This window comes from Bradyrhizobium sp. 132, from assembly GCF_023074185.1.
Classification (GTDB): Bacteria; Pseudomonadota; Alphaproteobacteria; order Rhizobiales; family Xanthobacteraceae; genus Bradyrhizobium.
In genome coordinates this window covers 1-20,029 of the sequence record NZ_JADPKY010000106.1, presented here as the reverse complement: position 1 = coordinate 20,029, position 20,029 = coordinate 1, and the positions used below count along the sequence as shown (strand labels likewise).

Below are 20,029 nucleotides of genomic sequence, written 5' to 3'. Positions count from 1 at the left end.
TCGACGCTCCCTTCGAGCTATTGTCCGGCCGCTCTCTTATGAATTCGCTCGGATTGCGACTGATAGGCGGCAGCTTCGTGCCCGGACACCAGGGTCAAACGCACCGGGACGTTCTTGTGGTAGGGCGTGCCCGCAATGGGATCACGGTTGCCGCTCTCGGTGAGCAGATTGATGCGCGGTCCGTTGATCAGGCGCTCTCCGTCTGATGTCGGGTATGCCTGACCGTAGCCGTGCGGCAGCGCCAACTGGCCGTTCCGCATGGCGTCATCGACCTTGCAGCGGACGACGAGCCGCCCGACCGCCGACTCGACCGCGATCCAGTCACCATCCTTCGCGCCCAACTCGCTCAGATCGCTCGAATTGATCAACAGGGCGCCGTCCGGGTCGTCGCGACGCCACGCGGGATCGCGAAATATCTGGTTGGCATTGAACATGCGGCGACCACCGGCCGCCAGCATGAACGGAAACTCCTTTGGCGCGCCCGCAGCCTGCGGATCGAGACGCGCCAGCCATTCCATCATCTGCGGGACGACCAGCCGAACCTTGCGATCCGAATGGCTGATCAGTGACCAGACCTCGTCATACTTGTGCCGGGTGACCGCCGTGCCCTGCCGGGTCGCCACAATGGTGTTGAACAGAAGGTCTCCGAGCTGCTGGTCCGTCACCTGGTCGGATGCGCCGATCGCCCGCCGTACCGCTTGCGGCGACCGCTTCGCGCAAGCCAATGCCGCGCTCCACAACGGAGCCGCGGCCGCCGTGTCATCCGGAAGCGTCTGCCCTAGCGTATGGTAGAGCACCAGGGCAGGCACCGCCGCCGGGTTTTCCGCGATGAAGGCACGAAAGGCCGCGGCGAATTCAGGTCGCGAGCGCTGTGCTATTTCGCGTAGCGGCGCGAGCACATTGTCACCCGGCAGAAGCCCCAGGGCGACGGCAAGCCGCGTGTAGATCTCGGGCTCTGGCAACGTGCCGGCGAGCGGCGGCAAGACGCCAGCGCGCACGTGAAAATAGTTTGTCGGGAATTCGTAGTTAAAGAGAGTGAATTCCGTCTTCTCGTATTGTGTGGACGCCGGGAGAACGTAATGCGCGAGCCTAGCGGTTTCGGTCATCGCAACGTCCACGACGACGCATAGTTCGAGCGATTTCAGCGCGCGTTCCACCGCCTCCGTGTTTGCGGCGGTGTTGGCGGGATTGGAGCTGTCGATCCAGGCGCAGCGCAACCGGTCTGGATGGTCCTTGAGAACCGCTTCGGGGAAAATGTTGGGCGGCAACAAGCCGCCAATGATGGCGTCGCCGGTTGGCGCGAATGTCTGGTTCGGAGAATTTCCCCATAGCGGCTGAAGCCAGCTATGCAATTGGTTGGTACCTTCACGGCCGAAATTGCCGGAAAGCATGATCAAGAGCTTCTCGAGATAGGAGTTGAGAGTCGAGTTGACGCCTTGCTGGATGCCGAGTTCAACCCGAACCACCATGGCCTTCGCGGCCGCGATCATCGCGGCGCAGCGCTCCAGCTGCGCGATCGAGATATCGGCGGCGTCGGCCCATTCTTGAACGGGGATATTCAATAGCGCTTGCCTCACTTCCGCGAAGCCGATCGTATGCGCCTCAATGAACGCGTGGTCGATCCGGTCGGACCGGACGAGCGTGGCCAGCAGCGCGCCAAGAAGAAACGTATCCGCACCGGGACGAACCGCAAGATGCAGATCCGCCATCTCTGCGGTTTCGGTTCGCCGGGGGTCGATGACGACCAGCTTGCGTGCGGGATCCTTGCGTATCTGATTGAGATGGTCGCGCGCATTGGGGAAGCCGTGCGCGATCCAGGGATTTGCCCCGATGACAAGCAAGAGATCGCAATGATGGACGTCCTCTGAGGTGTGGCAGGTTTGGCTGCCGAACATGTGGCCATTGACCCAGAAGTCGCCGGTTTTTTCCTGCGAAAGAGCGTTGAAGACGCCGCGCGAGCCCAGCGCACGCAACAAACCACTGGCGTAGGCGCCGCCAGCGTGGTTGCCCTGCCCGCCGCCGCCATAAAGGGCAATACTCTTGCCGCCATACCTGTCGACGACGTCTCGAAGCCGCTCCGCGATTTCTGCGATCGCGACGTCCCACTCGATCTCATCAAAGCCGCCATCGGCGCGACGACGCAGCGGGGTCGTGAGCCGATCCCTGTGATGCGCATAGTAGGGAATGCGCGCCGCCTTGTTGCACAGATAGCCTTGCGACTTCGGGTTTGAACGGTCGCCTCGTACCTTCTCGAGACGCCCCTCATTCACCCAGACCTCGATGCCGCAGTTTACGTAACACAGGTTGCAGGCTGTCTTGAGCCACTTGCCGGCCGTCATGGGCACCTCCCAGATTATGGTTTGTCGCAGCTCATCGCCTTTGCTGTTCTGCGCTGTCGCTTGTGAGTCCGGCCGCAGACAGTCATCCGTCCGGCGTCGAGAATATCGTCGGAAAGCTTCCCGGCGCCGACAGCACGCGATAGCACGATCGATCCAACCATCGTCGCAATGGCGCTCGTCGCGATTTGGCGTGCCTGTTGAGGACCCTCGGCGGGAAGCACTTCGACCAGGATGTCGATCATCTTCTCCAGCTTGGAAGCAAGCGCCCGTTGCTCCCTCGGGCTCGATCGAGCGACATCAGCGGCCAGGGCTGGAAGCGCGCAGCCTTGTCTGGGATTGTCGCGGTGGCGGGAACTGAGATAATCGGCGATCAACGTCTCGAAACGATCCTCGTTTGCCTTCCGGTTCGCCAGTTTTTTCCACCGCTCGGCCGTTTGATCCATCGCAAACGCAATTGCCTCGCCAACAAGCGCGGCACGCGACTCGAAATGGTTATAGAACCCGCCGTGCGTAAGACCGGCGAGCTTCATCAATTCGACAACACTAAGCCCTTCGGCACCGTTTTGACGCAAGCCGTAGGAGGCACTTTCAACGATCCGGCTGTGGGTCTGGCGCCTATGGTCTCCTACGTAACGCATCTCCCCTCCGTGCAAGCTGCTCGGTGACCGGCTGTACGACCGTTCCCATCCACCAGCGCTTCTGGACCGCGCTTTTGAAGCGACGGCAATATTTCATTGCAATGCCGGCCATGTTATATGATTATCGTCATATAACAACAGCGATCAACAGGAGAATTCGCCATGGCTTCCGATCCCGTCGTCATCCTCTCCGCAGCCCGGACGCCGCTCGGCCGCTTCATGGGCGAGCTCTCGCCACTCAGTGCCCACAAGCTCGGCTCCCATGTGATCGGATCTGCGCTCGAACGAGCCAAACTGGCGCCCGAGCGGATCGACGAGGTGTTCATGGGCAACGTGTTGCCGGCCGGACAGGGCCAGGCGCCGGCACGCCAGGCCGCGCGCGGCGCCAAATTGCCCGATGCCACCGGCGCCACCACGATCAACAAGGTCTGCGGCTCCGGCATGAAGGCCACCATGCTGGCTCACGATATCATCAATGCGGGCTCCGCCGAGATCGTTCTGTCTGGCGGCATGGAGAGTATGAGCAATGCGCCCTATTTGCTGGCCAAGGCGCGGGGCGGCTATCGCGCTGGCCACGACCGCATCATCGACCACATGTTGATGGACGGGCTGGAAGATGCCTACGAGACCGGACGCTCGATGGGCGACTTTGGCGAGGCCACGGCGGAGGCCTATCAATTCACCCGCAAGGACCAGGACGAGTATGCGATCGAGACCTTGACCCGCGCCCGCAAGGCGGTTGAGGGCGGCGCGTTCAAGGCTGAGATAGCTCCGATCACGCTGACCGAGAAAGCCGGGCCCCGGATCATCTCCAATGACGAACATCCGCTCAAGGTAGATCCCGCCAAAATCCCCGGGCTGAAAGCCGCGTTCCGCGCCAACGGCACCATCACGCCCGCCGCCTCATCCGCCAATGCTGACGGCGCTGCGGCGCTCGTCTTGGCGAAACGCTCGCTCGCCGATCGCGACGGCCTCCCGGTGCTCGCCGAGATCAAGGGCCATGCCACCCACAGCCAGGAGCCACAATGGTTCACCACGGCCCCGATCCCCGCTATTCGCAAGCTGTTGGACAAGGTCGGCTGGAGCGTTGGCGACGTAGATCTGTTCGAGATCAATGAGGCATTTGCCGTCGTGGCGATGGCGGCACAGAAGGATCTCGGCATCCCCAGAGAGAAGCTGAACGTCAATGGCGGCGCCTGCGCGCTAGGTCATCCCATCGGCGCCACCGGCGCGCGGCTGATCGTGACGCTATTGCACGCGCTCGAAACGCGGAACCTCAAGCGCGGGGTCGCGTCACTCTGCATCGGCGGCGGCGAAGCCACGGCCATCGCGATCGAGCGCGTCGTCCGCTGATATTGCGGCTAGGCGACAAAAACGGAATCGGCAAGCGGCGCGAACCGCGTCACTCGCCGCCTTGATCTACCTATCCCTGTCACGCGAAAGATCCCATGGCTGACCTGATCAACACCGCGCCTCGGGACATTCCCACCTCCAGCGCCCTGCCTATCGCGGTCCTTTCCGTCCTGGCCGCGATGGGAACGCTCGCGACTAACATCTTGCTGCCGTCTCTGCCGCAGATTGCGATCTCATTGAATGTCACGACTGCAGAGGTCACGTCCGCCATCACCGTGTTTCTTGCAGTGTTCGGGTTAGGCCAGCTCCTGGTCGGACCGCTTTCGGATCGCTACGGAAGACGTTGGCCGGTCCTGATCGGATTTGCTGTGTTTTTCGTCGGCAGCGTTTGGTGCGGTCTGGCAACCGACCTGCCCAATCTCCTCATCGGCCGCGTCGTGCAGGCAACAGGTGCTTGCGCGACGTCAGTGCTGTCTCGCGCTATCGCCCGCGACATGTTCAGTGGCGCCGCACTGGCGCGCGCGATGGCGCTCATCATGATCGTGATGTCCGCTGCTCCCGGATTCTCGCCGCTGCTTGGCGGCGCCCTCGACCACAGCCTGGGCTGGCGCGCCGAATTCGCGCTGGTCGCAGCCTTTGCCGCCGTCAGCGCCGTTGCCTACGCCATCGTTCTTGGCGAAACCCACAATTCGATCCGCACGCCGTTCAATCCAGTTGTCGTCGGCAGGACCTATGCCGGTCTGATTCGAGACCGTCGCTTCGCTACCCCCGCGGCCGCCTCGAGCCTCACTATGGGCGGCTTGTTCTCGATGTTTTCCGCTGCGCCGCGCCTATTCATCGAAGCGTTGCACTTCACGCCGATCCAGCTCGGGCTCTTCTTTGCCGGCACCGTCTTCATCGTATTCGCCGCGGGTATGCTTGCCACAAGATTGGCACCACGCTACGGGCTCGATGGTCCGATCCGGGCAGGTTTGTGCGCGACGACCGCCAGCAGCCTTGCGATCCTGCTCATCTCGCTGATCAGTCCGACTTTCTTGCCGTTCTTAGCCGCAATGAGCATATATCTCCTCGGCATGGGCATTGTCGGTCCATTGGCCACGGCGCGCGCGTTGTCTCCATTCGGCGAGAAAGCCGGCGCGGCCTCGGCGCTGCTGGGTTTCTTGCAGATGATGATCGCGGCAATCGGCGTATGGCTTGCTGCCACAGTGTCACATGAAGCAATGTTTGCGCTGGGCGTCGTGATGAGCGCGTTCTCCCTGCTGGCTCTTGGCCTGTACGCGCGGGGCCCGGGGGCTTGATGGGCGTATGACTCCGCACGCGCTTCCGTTCAGTCACTCATCGGCTTTGCGAAGTCGGGCTTAGGCCTGTCGGGCAAAACGCGGCAAGGCATGGTCGGCCCCACAATTGAGCCTGTTTCCAGCTCAATCAGGTCCCGTGGAACTCCGGCTTGCTGCTGCCCGCTGGGCGCTTCATCTCGAACATGTTCTCGGTCCTGACCTCGAGATAATCTCCACCCCGGCCGGCGCGCAGAATGGGACGCGCAAGTGCCGTGTTGTAGACGCCGTCCTCGATCAACGTTTTGTCGATGTAGACCGCGACGACCTCACCAAGCACGAACCATCCTTCGACCTTTTCTCCGCGTGCGTTGGCCAGCTGAGAGACCTCGACGACTTTGCATTCCATGGCGGCCCTGCTCTCGCCCACCCGCGGCACAGCAACGTGGCGTCCGGGTATCGGTGTCAAACCGGCTGCTTCGAACTCGCTCACGCCGTGATCGAGTGGCGTCGCTGTCACGTTCATGCGCTCGCCGAGATCCATGGTGACCAGATTCCAGACAAATTCGCGCGTCTCGCTGACGTTCTTGACGGTGTCTTTCCACGAGATCGAGGAAAATCCGATGATCGGAGGATCGTAGAGGAACGCGTTGAAAAAGCTGTAGGGGGCCAAGTTCAATCGACCGGCTGCATTGCGCGATGAGATCCACCCAATCGGACGCGGCGCGATTATCGCATTGAACGGATTATGCCGGAGCCCGTGGCCTTTCGAAGGCTCGTAGTAGTGGAAGTCGGCCTGGTCCATAAATGCCCCCGAAGCTGCCGAAGGCCGTCGATCTGACCCGTTGAGCTTCAACAAAGATCGACGCACGCATGACCATGCGTGCGCATAGCCTCCGTCAGAACGTCCGGAAGCGGTATGTCCTCCCGGGCTAAGCCATCGCCCGAGCCGCAGCCGGCCGCTGTCCGGCGCCGTCGAGGAAACCAGTCAGGCGCTGCCGGATGAGTCTTTCCGCATCCGCCATGATGCGGTCGATCAGTTCCTTCACGGACGGAATGTCGTGAATGAGCCCGACGACCATGCCGCAGCTCCATGCGCCCGCATCCATGTCGCCGTCGATCATCACCTTGGGATAGACGCCCGCCACCTGGTCATGGATGTCCTCGATCTTGAGGCTCTTGCCCTTCTCGCGCTCGATCTCGAGCAGTTGCTCGACGCCCTTGTTGTTCAGGACCCGCTCTGTATTCCGGAGCGCACGCATCACGAGCCTGGTGTCGAGTTCCGTCGCCGCGACCAGCGCCTTCTTGACGTTCTCGTGCACCGGCGCTTCCTTGGTGGCGATGAAGCGCGTGCCCATGTTCATGCCCGCAGCGCCCATCGCCAGGGCGGCAACCAGGCTGCGCGCATCCGCCATGCCGCCCGAGGCAACGAACGGGATCTTCAGTTCCTCCGCGGCGCGCGGCAACAGGATCATGTTCGGCATGTCATCCTCGCCGGGATGGCCCCCGCACTCGAAGCCGTCGACGCTGACGGCATCGCAACCGATCTGCTCGGCCTTCAGTGAATGCCGGACGGAGGTGCATTTGTGGATCACCTTGATGCCGCCCGCCTTCAGGGCCGGCATGTACTGTTCGGGGCTGCGCCCGGCGGTTTCGACGATCTTGACGCCGCCCTCTCTGATGGCCGCGATGTACTCCGGATAGGGCGGCGCGCTGAAGGTCGGCAGGAATGTCAGATTCACGCCGAACGGCTTGTCCGTCATGTCGCGGCAGCGAGCGATCTCCTTGGCCAGCAGCTCCGGCGTTCTCTGCGTCAGGCCCGTAATCAAGCCGAGCCCGCCCGCGTTGGAGACGGCAGCCGCCATTTCGGCGAAGCCGACATAGTGCATTCCGCCCTGGATGATCGGGTGCTCGATGCCGAACAGTTCGGTAATTGCTGTCTTCACGAATGATCTCCCGCGTTGCCGCTCAGTGGATGATTTCGAACAGGCCGGCTGCGCCCATGCCGCCACCGATGCACATGGTCACCACGCCGTACTTCGCCTTGCGCCGCCGGCCCTCGATCAGGAGATGGCCGGTGAGCCGCGACCCGGTCATGCCGTAGGGATGACCGATCGCGATCGAGCCGCCGTTGACGTTGAGCTTGTCCGGATCGATTCCGAGCTTGTCGCGGCAATAGATCACCTGCACCGCATAGGCCTCGTTCAGCTCCCAGAGGTCGATGTCGTCGATCTTGAGGTTATGGCGCTTGAGCAGGCGCGGGATCGCGGCGACCGGGCCGACACCCATCTCGTCCGGCTCGACGCCGGCAGCGACGAAGCCACGAAAAATGCCAAGCGGCTTGAGACCCTTTCTGGCCGCAATCTTGTCGCTCATGATCACGCAGGCCGAGGCACCGTCCGAGAGCTGGCTGGCATTTCCTGCGCTGATTGTCTTGCCCTCGAACACCGGCTTGATCTTGGCGAGGCCTTCGGCGGTGGTTTCCGGACGCGGGCCTTCGTCCTTGGTGAGCGTCACCTGCTCGTAGGTGACCTCCTTGGTGTCCTTGTTGAACAGCGCCATCCTGGTCGTGAACGGCACGATCTCGTCGTTGAAGCGGCCGGCCTGTAACGCAGCGCCGACGCGGCGTTGGCACTCGAGGCTGTATTCGTCCTGCTTGTCGCGGCCGATCTTGTAGCGCTCGGCAACGACCTCGGCGGTATCGAGCATCGACATGTACATTTCGGGCTTCATTGCCATCAGCTCGTCGTCCACCGCGTGGAACTTGTTCATGTGCTCGTTCTGCACGAGGCTGATCGACTCGATGCCTCCGCCGATCGCGACCTCGACCCCGTCGAGCATCACCGAGCGCGCGGCGACCGCGATGGCCTGCAGGCCGGACGCGCATTGCCGGTCGATCGTTGTGCCGGCCACCGTGATGGGCAGGCCGGCGCGGATCGCGCCCTTGCGCGCCACGTTCATCACCATGGTGCCTTGCTGCATCGCGCAGCCCATGACCACGTCTTCTACTTCTCCGGGCGCGATGCCGGCGCGCTTCACGGCTTCGGCCATCACGTGCCCGGCCGTGGTGGGGCCGTCCGTGTTGTTGAGCGCGCCGCGATACGCTTTTCCGACGGCCGTTCGGGCGGTGGAAACGATGACTGCTTCAGTGGTCATGCCTGCCTCGCTGCTTATGCGGCCGCGTCCAGCTGCGCGTAACGCAGCACATGGAACGCGGGATCGCCGAACTGGATGTTGATGGAGGAGATTCGCTTGAAATAGTGCCCGACGTTGAGCTCGTCGGTCATTCCCATGCCGCCGTGAAGCTGCACCGCCTGGTCGGCGACGAACTTGCCGGCATAGCCGATCTTCGATTTGGCACCCGAGGCGAGCCGCGACAGGCCGGCATCGCCAGCGCTGAGACTGAGGCTCAGATGCTGCATCAGGGAAAGCGCCTCCTGATGTGCGATGAACATGTCGACCATTCGGTGCTGCAGCACCTGGAAGGAACCGATGGTGGTGCCGAACTGCTTGCGCGTCTTCGAATACTCCAGCGTCGCCGAATTCAGCTCGCCGATGGCGCCGACTGCTTCCGCGCAGAGCGCGCCGATGGCACGGTCACGGCAGGCTTCCAGCGCGGCAAGACCCTCGCCTTCTGCGCCCAGCAATTGCCCGCGGACCTCGTGCAGGCCGAGCTCGGCAGCCCGGCGGCCGTCGATGGTCTTGAAGCTCCGGAGATCGACGCCGGTCGCGCGCCGATCGACCACGAACAGGCTGACGCCGCCGCGGTCACGATCGTCGCCGGAGGTCCGCGCAGAGACGATCAGATAGTCGGCCCAAGGTGCGGCGATCACCATGGTCTTCGCGCCGGTCAGGATGTGGTCGCTCCCCTCGCGCCGCGCCCGCGTCGTGACATTGGCAAGATCGAAGCGCGATGCCTTCTCCGTCCAGGCCAGCGTCCAGATTTTCGAGCCGTCGATGATTTCAGGGATGAAGCTTTGCTGCTGCTCCGGCGTGCCCACGTGCTCGATCAATCCGCCGGCCAGCACCACCGTCTCGACGAACGGCTCGACCACGAGGTGACGGCCGAACTCATGCATCACGATCATGGTCGACAGCGGACCGCCGCCGAGACCGCCGGCGCCCTCGGAGAACGGTGCAGCGAGAAGGCCGAGCTCGGCGAAAGCGTCCCATTGCTTTCGGCTGAAGCCCTCCTCGCTTGCCACGATCTTGCGCCGCGCCTCGAAGTCGTACTGGTCGCGCAACAGGCGCTGGACGCTGGATCGCAGCAATTCCTGCTCTTCCGTGAACTGAATATCCATCCGATCCTCCCGATCCGCCGTGACTAGAGCCCGAGCACGGCTTTGGCGATGATGTTGCGCTGGATCTCGTTGGATCCGCCGTAGATGCTGAGCTTGCGCGCGTTCAGGTATTTCTCCGACGCGGTATGGCCGTAGTCGGCGCCGGGCATGAAGCGGTTGGCGCTGACCGGATGCTCGCGGATGGCAAGGCCGTAATTGCCGATCGCGCGATGGGTGAGTTCGGTGATGGCCTGGAAGATTTCAGTGCCGCGGATCTTGAAAAGCGAGGCGGCCGGGCCAGGATCTATGCCGCGCGCCATCTGGGCGACGACGCGCAGCTCCGTCGCCTCCAGCGCCAGCACGTCGAGCTCGATGCGGGCAATGTCCCGCAGAAATTCGAGATGCGCGGGATCCTCGGCCGGTATTTCGGCCTTCACGATCTGTTTCAGCTTGTTGATGTAGCGGGTGGACCGGCCGATGCCGGCCATGCTGGTGCGCTCGTTGCCGAGCAGGAACTTGGCGTAGGTCCAGCCCTTGTTCTCCTCGCCGATCAAATTCTCGGCGGGCACGCGGACGTTCTCGAGGAAGACGTCATTGACCTCGTGGCTGCCATCGATCGTGATGATCGGCCGCACGGTGACGCCGGGCGACTTCATGTCGATCAGCAGGAAGGAGATCCCGGATTGCGGCTTCGCGCTCGGATCGGTCCGCACGAGGCAGAAGATCCAGTCGGCATGCTGCGCCAGCGTGGTCCAGGTCTTGTGACCATTGACGATGTAGTGGTCGCCGTTGCGCACGGCCTTGGTTCTGACGGTTGCGAGGTCCGAGCCGGAGCCAGGCTCCGAATAGCCCTGGCACCACCAATCCTCGCCGGAGAGAATCCGCGGCAGAAATTTCTGCTTCTGCGCCTCGTTGCCGAAGGTGTAGATAACCGGCCCGACCATGGTGACGCTGAATGCGAGCGGCGGCAGCGTGCCGGCGCGAGAGGTCTCCTGCTCGAAGATGAAGCGCTGCGTGACGGACCAGCCCGGGCCGCCATACTCCTTGGGCCAGAGCGGGGCGATCCAACCCTTCTTGTGGAGGATCCGGTGCCACAGCAGCGACTGCTCCTTGGTCAGGTCGGTCTCCGGATTGGGAACGCGCATTTCCGGCGGATAGTTCTCCGCAATGAAACTGCGCACCTCGTCACGAAACGCGGCATCCTCGGGCGAAAGCTTGAGCTCCATCGCAGCAGGCCCGCTACCACTTCTCGCCGAAGGGGCGGATCTCGAGCTCGAAGGTCCAGGCGCTTTTCGGCTGCTGGTAGAGCTGCCAATAGGATGCTGCGACGGAGGACGGAGGCATCAAGGCGTCCGGATCATCCAGCGCGGTGGGCCCGAGAGCCTCCAGTCGGCGTTGCCGCACCCACTCAGTATCCACGCCGGAATCGATGATGAGATGCGCGACGTGAATATTTTTCGGGCCAAGCTCGCGGGCCATTGCTTGCGCGACCGCACGAAGGCCAAACTTGGCGCTTGCGAAAGCGGCATACCCGCTGCCGCCTCGGAGCGAGGCGGTCGCCCCGGTAAAGAAGATGTTGCCACCCCCGCGCGGAAGCATGAGGCGGGCCGCCTCGCGACCGGCCAGAAAGCCGGAATAGCAGGCCATTTCCCAGACCTTGCGGAAAACGCGTTCTGTGGTTTCCAGAATTGGGAAATTGACGTTCGCACCGATGTTGAAGATGCAGACTTCCAGCGGCGCATGCTTGTCTGCATCGTTGAGGAAGGAGATGATCTCGTCTTCCTTGCGAGCGTCGAGCGAGCGTGCGTGAATCTCTCCGCCGGCAGCCTCGATATCCCTGACGAGCGGAGCCAATTTTTCGCCGTTACGACGGCCGGCGAAGACCGTGAAGCCTTCTGCGGCGAACTTTTTGGCGATCTCGCCGCCGATGAAGTCTCCGGCGCCGATGACGGCCACGGTCGCGTTTCTCTTTTGCAAGATGTCCTCCCGGTAAGTTAGATGTGTTGCCTGCGGAATTCGGGCGTCTGCACCGCAGGGGTTGCGCCGCCTTCGCGCAAGCTCTCCGCGAGCTTGTGCTTGAGTATCTTGCCGGTCGACGTCGCCGGCAAGGCATCGAGGATGACAATTTCGGACGGCCGCTTGTAAGAAGTAAGCTGAGACCGGACAAAATGCATCAGGGTCTCTGGTGTCGTGCAAGATCCTGGCAGCAACTGCACAAAGGCCACGATCTCCTCATTGCCGTCCGCGGCACGACCGACCACAGCGGATTGCACGACGTCCTTGTGTGAACTGAGGACAGCTTCGACCTCCGCGGGATAGACGTTGAAACCGGAACGAATGATCATTTCCTTGGTGCGGCCGACGATATACAGACAATCGCCGTCGAAACGTGCGAGATCGCCGGTGTTGAACCAGCCCTCGCTGTCAATCACCTTTGCGGTAAGCTCGGGGGCACGATAGTACCCCAACATGACGTTGCGCCCGCGAACATGCAGCTCGCCGACTTCACCTCCTGCCGTCGGAAACCCTTCGATGGTTCGCACCCGCGCCTCCACACCCGGCAGCAGCGTACCAACAGCCTGATCCGAGCGTGGTCTGTCGAAACGTACGCCTGATATTCCCGGCGAGCATTCGGTGATCCCGTAGCCGTTGAGCAACGGAAGCCCGAACTCCTCTTCCACACGCAACTTCAAATTCAAATCCAGCGGCGCGCCGGCGACGGCAATCAAGCGCAACGAACCTCGGGGGAGTTGTTCCACGCCTGATACGCTCTTGTACTCCAGCAGGCGCTGATAGGTGGCAGGCACGCCATTGAGAATGGTGACGCCCTCCTCCGCGATGGCCTTTGCAGTCGCGGCAGGATCGTATTTGCTGACCATCCGCGCCGTGCCGCCAACCATCAGCGTCATCATCAGGAGCGAGATGCCGACGATATGCGAGATCGGCAACACAAGATAGATCTTGTCCTTCTCGTTCATCCTGCGGAAATACGCGGTGGTCTTTGCGCTGATCAGAAGGTTGTCATGCGAGAGCATCACGCCCTTGGGAGTCCCCGTCGTTCCGGACGTGTAGATCAAAACCGCGACTTGCCTCGCTGGATCGGCCTCCACCGGCTGGACCACCGCGCTTTCGTTGAGCGGACCAACACCAATTTCCGACAGCGCGCCAATTCGCCGATTCTCGGCGCCATAGCGAGAGGCGTGAGCAGCGGCCTCGTTCGAAATACCCGACGTGAACAACATCCGCCGGGCGCCGCTGTGATCGCGGATCTGGTCCAGTTCGCGCGCCGACAAGCGCGGGTTGGCGACAATCGCCCAGGCGTCGAGCCGGCTCGCCGCCAGCAGCAAAGCGGCAAGCGCAATACAGTTCTCGCTGACAATGATCATCCGATCGCCGGCCCTGATCCCCAGCGATGAGAGCATGGTGGCGATCTCGCCAACGCGCTGCTCCAGATCTCGATAGCTCCAGGAAGCCCCGTCCTCGACCAGCGCAATCCGGTCAGGCGCTCTGGCAACCGGTCCTGCCGTTACTTGATGGATTCGGCTCGGCAAGCCGACAACAATCTCGTCGACACTGATCGTCTCTGAAAGCTCCAGCACGACTGACCTCCCGACCGACCATGCCGACTTTGCAATGCGGCACACTTGGCTTCGACTTATAGTTCTTTTTTAGAACTCGTCAATCGATAAATCGTCGTCAGCCTTTTCCGGAGTCGAATGGACAATCCATCCGCGAGTATCGTTTTCTGCGCGACTCTTAAGAACCTCCGTTTACAACGCATCATCCGGCAGCTAGTCTATAGTATCAAATAAGAACTTAAAGGGGAGGATCGAGGATGGCAGCGAGCCGCGGTGTAGCGATACTTGTCGGCGCAGGCGATGCCATTGGCGCGGCGGTCGCCCGGCGTTTTGCCCGAGGCGGCTATACGGTTTGCATTTGCAGACGCGATGCGTCCAAATCGCAGGGACTCGTGGCCGAGCTGAGGGCTGCGGGGCATGACGTTCACGCATTCAGCGTGGATGCGCGTCAGGAACCAGAAGTCCAAGGCATATTCACGCGGGTCGAGAAAGAGCACGGGCCTGTCGAGGTTTGCCTCTACAATGCCGGCTCGAACGTCAACAAGCCTCTGCTCGAGACCACGGAGAAGTTGTTCTTCAAAGCTTGGGAACTCGCCTGCTATGGTGGTTTCCTGGTTGGACGTGAGGCGGCTCGCGTGATGCTGTCGCGCGGACGCGGCACCATCTTCTTTACGGGTGCGACGGCAAGCGTGCGTGGCGGCCCGGGATTTGCAGCATTTTCATCAGCGAAGTTCGGCCTTCGTGCAGTGGCACAGGCGATGGCGCGCGAGCTTGGACCGAAGAACATTCACGTCGTGCATCTCCTGATCGACGCTGGCGTGGATAGCGAGGCGATTCACCAACGCATGAAGGCAGCGAAGGGGATCGAAGCAAGCGACATTCCGCCCGATAGCCTGACCAAGACGTCTTCCATTGCCGAGGCGTATTGGTTCACCCACCAGCAAAGCAAAGATGGCTGGACCCACGAGCTCGATCTCCGTCCGTCCGTGGAGAAATGGTAACATGAATGCGACACCAGACCTGACCCTGTGGGGCGTTGGAACGAGTCGCACCATTCGTCCGCATTGGGCCATGCACGAACTGGGCTTAGCCTACAAGACAAGGCCCATTGGCCCGCGAACCGGCGAAACCAAGACCGCGGAATACTCGAAGCTCAATCCGCGCCAGAAGATCCCGCTGCTTCAGGATGGCGACTTCTGCATCGGCGAGAGCGCGGCGATCGTTGCCTACCTGTCGCGAATGTATTCCACGACGGAACGCTCGCTGATTCCGGAAGCCGCCCGCGAGTATGCGGCGTGGCTGGAATGGTGCTTCTTTATCGTCGCGGAGCTGGATTCCACCAGCCTTTACGTGATGCGTCGCCATCGGGCCGATGCGCTCGGCCCGATCTACGGCGTCGCGCCCGAGGTCGTCGCCCAGGCCGGAGAGTATTTCCGCCAGCAGTTGCGCCATGTCGAAGTCGCGCTCGCAGACGGCCGGCAGTTCCTGATGGGCGACCGGTTTACCAGCGCTGACATCCTGCTCACGACCTGCCTGGAGTGGGCCATCGCCTATGGCGTCGGCATTTGCGACAACGCTCAGCCCTATCTCGAGCGCATCAGGAAACGGGAAGCTTTCCAGCGCGCCGTCGCGGCGAATGCCCCGCTGGCACCGATCACGCCGGCGCCGGCGAAGACCTAGAGTACGGCCTCGTGCGCTTCGCCGTCAGACGGCGACGCGCACGCTGCGCTCTGCGACCATCTTGTCGATGGCGGCGTCGTCATAGCCCAGTTCGTGCAACACGTCGCGCGAGTGCTCACCGACCCTGGGAGCGGGCCCACCGATCGCGGCCTCATTGATCGCAAAGCGGGCTGCGGGTTTAGGTTGCCGCACCCGCCCGACCTTCGGTTGATCGAACTCCGCGATGATTTCGCGCGCGACCACCTGTTCGTTGTGGATGATTTCGCCGCGCCGCAGGATCGGCGAACAGGGGACGTCGGCGGCATCCAGACGCTCCAGCCATTCTGCGGTGGTGTGCTGGCTGATATATTCGGCCATCTTGTTGATGCGTGCCGTGGCGTTGACCGAGCGCGCCGATGGCGTCGCAAACCGGGGATCCTTGGCAAGCTCGGGATCGCCGGAGGCCTGGCAAAACCCCTGCCATTCGGAATCGGAAATGGTGCCGGCGGTGATGTAGCCGTCGCTGGTCTTGAACACGAGATCGGGCCGATCGTTGGGATCGGCAGCAGCAGCCTCGGCACCCACCACCGTGTATTGCATCATGCCTTCGGGCCACAAATACGAGATCATCGCATCAAGCATCGCAACCTGAATGTGATCACCCTGCCCGGTCTTCTCGCGGGCATAGAGCGCGGCCGCCACCGCCTGCGCGGTGAACACCGCGGTGGTCTTGTCACAGACGATGGTGCGGATCATCTGCGGGCGGTTCGTGACCGGCTGCGACTGGATGTCGGCAAAGCCCGACAGGCCCTGAATGATCGGGTCGTAAACGCGCTTCTTCACATAGGGTCCGGTGTCGCCAACACCGCTGATCGAGACATAGATCAGGCGTGGATGCCGCTGGCGCAGCTCATCGCCGCCGAGACCGAGGCGCTCCATGGTGCCGGGCCGGAAATTCTGCACCAGCACATCCGCCTTCGCGACCAATTTGGCCAGAACCTCACGGCCGGCCGCGCTTTTGACATCAATCGACAGCGAGCGCTTGCCACGGTTTGAAGAAATGAATAGCGCGGAGAATTCGCCATCCTTATCAATGGTGGCGCGGCTGCGCCGGGTAATGTCGCCGCCGATCGGCTCGATTTTCAGGACGTCCGCGCCCTGATCCGCCAGGAACATGGTCGCGAAAGGACCCGACACTACGCCTGTCAAATCGAGGACACGAACGCCGTTGAGGGGGCCGGGCATGACATTCTCCCTAAATTGGTTTTGTTATAAGGCCGACTGAGCTTTCGTCATGCAGGCGCGCGGACGTCTGCTCGGCTCTGCAAGGCTCCAGGTCCTGGCCTTAGGCCGTCTTCGAAACGGGCTGGCCAATCTGCTCGACGATCGACTCCTCCACATCGCGGAGCTGGTCCTTGCCGAAGAACATCTCATTTCCAACGAAGAAAGTCGGCGAGCCGAATGCGCCGCGGTTGACGGCGTCGGTGGTCCGATCGATCAGCCCTTTCTTGACGTCATCCTGCTGCGCACGCGCAAGCAACCGATCAATATCGACGCCTGAGGAGATGAACGCTGCTCGGAAGGTTTCGAGATCATCCATCTTCTTCGGCTCCTCCCACATGTGGTGGTACGCCGCGCGGAAGTAGGGTTCGAACACGCCTTCGAGCTGCGCCGCGACGGCGCCGCGCATCAACATCAGCGTATTGACCGGAAAGAACGGATTGGACCGGAACTTCGTTGCGTTATGACGGCGAATGAAGCGCTGTGTCTCCAGCGCCTGATACTCCGGCTTGTTCTTGATGCCACGAAGGGATTCGAACGGGGACATGTTGCCCGTCGCCTTGAAGATGCCGCCGAGCAGGACCGGGACATATTCGAATTTCACGCCGGTGCGCCGTTCGATTCCCGGCAGGGCCAGTTCCGCGAGGTAAGCATTCGGACTGCCGAAATCGAACAGGAATTCAACTTTGAGAGACATGTCAGCTCCTCCCGCAGAGCGCGATGTTGGTCAGATTTGGGTGATCGTCCAGGCCGAACGCAGGCTGTCACCCACTTGTATAGTTCTAAAATTGAACTGTCAAATCTGCTCTGAAATCACGAGGTTTGGGCGACCGACGGGGGTATTGTATCCACTTTAGTACCTATCTAGAATGGTGTGAGCGGCGCATGCCCCTCCCCCCTGATTCGAGCGGAACAGGCACCGGCCGACCGGAGAGCAGAATGAAATGGGATGAACTTGAGGAAGAGCCGTGTTCGATGGCTCGCACCATCGGTGTGATTGGTGACCGCTGGACTCTTCTAATTCTCCGCGAATGCTTCCTGCGCACGCGCCGCTTCGAGGGTTTTCAGTCAGCGCTTGGAATCACACGGCATTTGCTCGCCGAGCGGTTGAAGAAGCTGGTCCGGCAGGGCGTCCTGCGCCGCATTCCGTATCAGGAGTCGCCTAAACGCCACGAGTATATCCTGACGCAAAAGGGCCTCGACCTCTATCCGATCATGATGGCGCTCGTACATTGGGGCGACACCCACATGGTCGACGAACGCGGACGTCCCCTGCTGCATGAGCACCGCAAGTGCGGAAAGATGTTCGACCCCGTGATGGTGTGCTCGGAATGCGGCGAGCCGCTTTCAGCCAAGGAAGTTCATGTCCACCCTGGTCCAGGTGCGCGCCCGGCTCCAGAGAGGGTCTTGCTTGACAAAAAAGCAAAGCCGAAGCCCCGCAGGAAAGCGGCGTAACGGCGACGCGCCGCGTTTCCCCCGCAACGGCCGCAGCACTGCGGCGGCTAACTCTGCGCCATCGGCTGGGTGAACTACAGTTTGACGCCCCCCGGTGCAGAAGCGCATCAGTTCGACTGACTATCCGATCGGCTCGCCATGACCCTCTGTTCTACGGCAGCGCGTAAGACGCCCAGCCCGAGCAGCCTCTGCGCAGGACGTCGCTTGGTTCGATTCTGGACCGAGCATTAGAAGCTCAATTTCCAAACGCGCCAAAAAATTCGGCAGGAATGGAGCTGCTTACGCAACGAACTCAACGGCTTGTAAGCTGGCTGGCGACCCAGTGCTGATCGCACCTGTCTCTAGGTCATTTCCCGGCAAACAGGGAATTTTGCGGGGAATTTGATCGTTTCGGCTTCGCAACTGCCGCTGGCGAAAGAAAAACCGGCCTGTTTGCAGGGCGTTATCGCGAATACCCTATGCCACGTATCAGCGAAATTTGAGCAGATATCAGCGAACTTCCGGGGATGAGCAGCGAATTTGTATCCTGCGACGCCGGAGACAGCGAGCACCACGCCTGCCTGGTTATTCTGCCTGGTTATTCTGAAAAGAGAGACTCGGGCGCCGGCAAAAAAGAAGGCTCTCCGGGCAGCTCGATTATCTGCTTCCAAGTCGAGGTCGTGACACCGAACAGAACGCAGCCTGACTGGCTTGTGCTATCGCCAAAGGCCGGGCCCCAGTTTTGGTTTGCTGTTAAGCCGAGAGAACTCACCTCGTCATGGCGGCGGCGGGATCAGCCGGGTGGAATGGCGCATCAGCGGCGTCACGGCCGGCGTGGACACACAGGTGCCCGCGCCGACAGGCCAGCCGACACGGCTCAGCCGCGGCCCGCTGCTCGATGCCGGCGACAACGCGATCGAGGTCGTGGCCTAAACGCCGCGAACCTGCTCGCGTCGCTCCCCGCGCGATTGTACGTCGCCTCGCAACTGGTCGCACCGCCAGGCGCCCCGACCCAGCCGCCGCTGGGCGACCAGCCGCCGGTTCGACCAGGCCGTGGCTGTTTCGTCTTGGTGGCCGGCGTTAACGACTATGCCGATCCCCGCATCCAGCTGTCCTACGCGGCATCGGATGCAAAGGACGTCGCACGCGCCTTCCGGGGCCAGCGGCAAGACAGACCCGCGTCCTGCAGGACGACGTCACGCCGGTGGCGGCGGCAAAGCCCAAATACGAACTGTCGCAGACCGCGCAGCTCCAGGTTTAGCCGAACGCGGGCGGAACCGTCGTGCGAAGCCTCTCCACAAAGACGGTGGTCACGGTGATCGAGAGCAAAAATGGGTGAGTCGCTGATTGCAACCGATCGCAAGCCGCTCGGCTACATCGCCACGAGGGACCTCGCTCCATCCAGTAGAAGCGTCAGTTGAAGGCATCACTCCGATCGGAGCACGCGACGCGGTGTAAGCAAGCGCCGAACTTTGATCCCTATCGCCTTCCAACATTGACCCCACACGTGATGAGCAATGGCCCAAGAAATTAGGCAGTGTTGGCCGGGGTGAACCTTCAGCCCCGATCGGGGTCAAACCGTGCGGCGAATAACACGCAGAATGGCTGCAAGGATTCGGTCGGGCGTTCGGCTCCAGTATTTCGGCTTTCAAGTCGACGATTAGGCCGGCGGGGAAATTCGATTCCGATACGGAGCGGTCAACAGCAATTGGAAAACCGCCCTTGCTGCCATGTACTGCGCAGCAGGCCTGCTCCGCTCGCTTCCAGAATCCCTGACCGGTCTATAACGGACCATCGCCAGGCGCGGCCGCGCCTATAAATGGAAAGATCAAAGAGAGGAAAATCGCCAGCGATCATGGCGGGAACACCCTCAAACAGGCACATGGAAATAGACAGGATACATTACAAATCTGACAGAACAACTTTCGGCTAATGTCAGAGTTCCAAGGCTGCGTGCTTCTCGAAAATAGTTGAAGCTTAAAGCTTGGCGCTACTCGACGATCTCCGGTAGCGATTTATATAGAATGCGACCGATAATCGGCGTCACGGATCCGGGATGCTTGCAGGACCCGAACTTGCCCCACCGAAAGCGTGAACTGAATGTCACCTTCCTCTACCGACAAGATCGCGCTCTTCATCGACGGAGCCAATCTCTACGCGACGGCGAAAACTCTCGGCTTCGATATCGATTAC

At 61.6% G+C, this 20,029-nt stretch carries 17 protein-coding genes and 1 pseudogene; 7 read left to right on the top strand and 11 right to left on the bottom strand.

Annotated elements, in window-relative coordinates; all coding sequences use genetic code 11:
• Positions 1 to 17: 17 nt before the first annotated feature.
• Both IVA74_RS21665 and IVA74_RS21660 read right to left on the bottom strand, forming a co-directional pair.
• On the bottom strand, positions 18 to 2,339 hold the full coding sequence (locus IVA74_RS21665; protein WP_247347912.1) for a molybdopterin-dependent oxidoreductase: 2,322 nt from the start codon (positions 2,337 to 2,339) through the stop codon (positions 18 to 20).
• A gap of 14 nt (positions 2,340 to 2,353) precedes the next feature.
• Positions 2,354 to 2,977: a TetR/AcrR family transcriptional regulator gene (locus IVA74_RS21660; protein ID WP_247341785.1), complete on the bottom strand. Its 624-nt coding sequence runs from the start codon at positions 2,975 to 2,977 to the stop codon at positions 2,354 to 2,356.
• A 162-nt stretch (positions 2,978 to 3,139) separates the two neighbouring features.
• Here IVA74_RS21660 and IVA74_RS21655 point away from each other — a divergent pair, with 162 nt between their 5' ends.
• Together IVA74_RS21655 and IVA74_RS21650 are read left to right on the top strand one after the other, a co-directional pair.
• Complete coding sequence (locus tag IVA74_RS21655) at positions 3,140 to 4,330, top strand: acetyl-CoA C-acyltransferase (RefSeq protein ID WP_247347911.1); 1,191 nt, start codon at positions 3,140 to 3,142, stop codon at positions 4,328 to 4,330.
• 95 nt (positions 4,331 to 4,425) lie between these two features.
• Positions 4,426 to 5,628: a multidrug effflux MFS transporter gene (locus tag IVA74_RS21650; RefSeq protein ID WP_247347910.1), complete on the top strand. Its 1,203-nt coding sequence runs from the start codon at positions 4,426 to 4,428 to the stop codon at positions 5,626 to 5,628.
• Positions 5,629 to 5,755: 127 nt separating this feature from the next.
• Here the strand turns inward: IVA74_RS21650 and IVA74_RS21645 are convergent, their stop codons facing one another.
• The 7 genes from IVA74_RS21645 to IVA74_RS21615 all read right to left on the bottom strand — a co-directional run bounded on the left by IVA74_RS21645 (position 5,756) and on the right by IVA74_RS21615 (position 13,483).
• A complete protein-coding gene (locus IVA74_RS21645) occupies positions 5,756 to 6,409 on the bottom strand; it encodes a flavin reductase family protein (protein WP_018322613.1) in 654 nt (217 codons plus the stop codon).
• Between the two features lie 127 nt (positions 6,410 to 6,536).
• Positions 6,537 to 7,550 (bottom strand): nitronate monooxygenase family protein, encoded by a 1,014-nt coding sequence (locus tag IVA74_RS21640; RefSeq protein WP_247341777.1) that lies wholly within the window; start codon positions 7,548 to 7,550, stop codon positions 6,537 to 6,539.
• A gap of 22 nt (positions 7,551 to 7,572) precedes the next feature.
• Positions 7,573 to 8,760, bottom strand: coding sequence for an acetyl-CoA C-acyltransferase (locus IVA74_RS21635; protein ID WP_247341774.1), 1,188 nt, complete (start codon positions 8,758 to 8,760; stop codon positions 7,573 to 7,575).
• A gap of 14 nt (positions 8,761 to 8,774) precedes the next feature.
• Positions 8,775 to 9,905, bottom strand: a complete 1,131-nt coding sequence (locus tag IVA74_RS21630) for an acyl-CoA dehydrogenase family protein (protein ID WP_247341771.1) — start codon at positions 9,903 to 9,905, stop codon at positions 8,775 to 8,777.
• Positions 9,906 to 9,928: 23 nt separating this feature from the next.
• On the bottom strand, positions 9,929 to 11,110 hold the full coding sequence (locus IVA74_RS21625; RefSeq protein ID WP_247347906.1) for an acyl-CoA dehydrogenase family protein: 1,182 nt from the start codon (positions 11,108 to 11,110) through the stop codon (positions 9,929 to 9,931).
• A 13-nt stretch (positions 11,111 to 11,123) separates the two neighbouring features.
• Complete coding sequence (locus IVA74_RS21620) at positions 11,124 to 11,861, bottom strand: SDR family oxidoreductase (RefSeq protein ID WP_247341765.1); 738 nt, start codon at positions 11,859 to 11,861, stop codon at positions 11,124 to 11,126.
• 17 nt (positions 11,862 to 11,878) lie between these two features.
• Positions 11,879 to 13,483, bottom strand: coding sequence for an AMP-binding protein (locus IVA74_RS21615; protein WP_247347905.1), 1,605 nt, complete (start codon positions 13,481 to 13,483; stop codon positions 11,879 to 11,881).
• Positions 13,484 to 13,719: 236 nt separating this feature from the next.
• On the opposite strand from IVA74_RS21615, the gene IVA74_RS21610 reads away from it, so the two are divergent.
• A complete protein-coding gene (locus IVA74_RS21610; RefSeq protein ID WP_247341757.1) occupies positions 13,720 to 14,463 on the top strand; it encodes an SDR family NAD(P)-dependent oxidoreductase in 744 nt (247 codons plus the stop codon).
• A 1-nt stretch (position 14,464) separates the two neighbouring features.
• Positions 14,465 to 15,142, top strand: a complete 678-nt coding sequence (locus IVA74_RS21605) for a glutathione S-transferase family protein (protein WP_247341754.1) — start codon at positions 14,465 to 14,467, stop codon at positions 15,140 to 15,142.
• A 24-nt stretch (positions 15,143 to 15,166) separates the two neighbouring features.
• Here IVA74_RS21605 and IVA74_RS21600 read toward each other — a convergent pair whose 3' ends face one another.
• A complete protein-coding gene (locus tag IVA74_RS21600) occupies positions 15,167 to 16,366 on the bottom strand; it encodes a CoA transferase (RefSeq protein ID WP_247347904.1) in 1,200 nt (399 codons plus the stop codon).
• Between the two features lie 100 nt (positions 16,367 to 16,466).
• On the bottom strand, positions 16,467 to 17,099 hold the full coding sequence (locus tag IVA74_RS21595) for a 2-hydroxychromene-2-carboxylate isomerase (protein WP_247341747.1): 633 nt from the start codon (positions 17,097 to 17,099) through the stop codon (positions 16,467 to 16,469).
• A gap of 242 nt (positions 17,100 to 17,341) precedes the next feature.
• Between IVA74_RS21595 and IVA74_RS21590 the strand changes: the two genes are divergently transcribed.
• From IVA74_RS21590 to IVA74_RS21585, 3 genes and pseudogenes are all read left to right on the top strand, one after another.
• Positions 17,342 to 17,857 carry a helix-turn-helix domain-containing protein gene (locus IVA74_RS21590; RefSeq protein WP_194406779.1) on the top strand — a complete coding sequence of 172 codons (516 nt, stop codon included), beginning with the start codon at positions 17,342 to 17,344 and terminating at the stop codon, positions 17,855 to 17,857.
• Positions 17,858 to 18,637: 780 nt separating this feature from the next.
• Entirely contained in the window at positions 18,638 to 18,769 is a 132-nt protein-coding gene (locus IVA74_RS41000; RefSeq protein WP_256469204.1) for a hypothetical protein, read from the top strand.
• A gap of 1,167 nt (positions 18,770 to 19,936) precedes the next feature.
• Positions 19,937 to 20,029: pseudogene (locus IVA74_RS21585) on the top strand (NYN domain-containing protein); the annotation flags it as partial.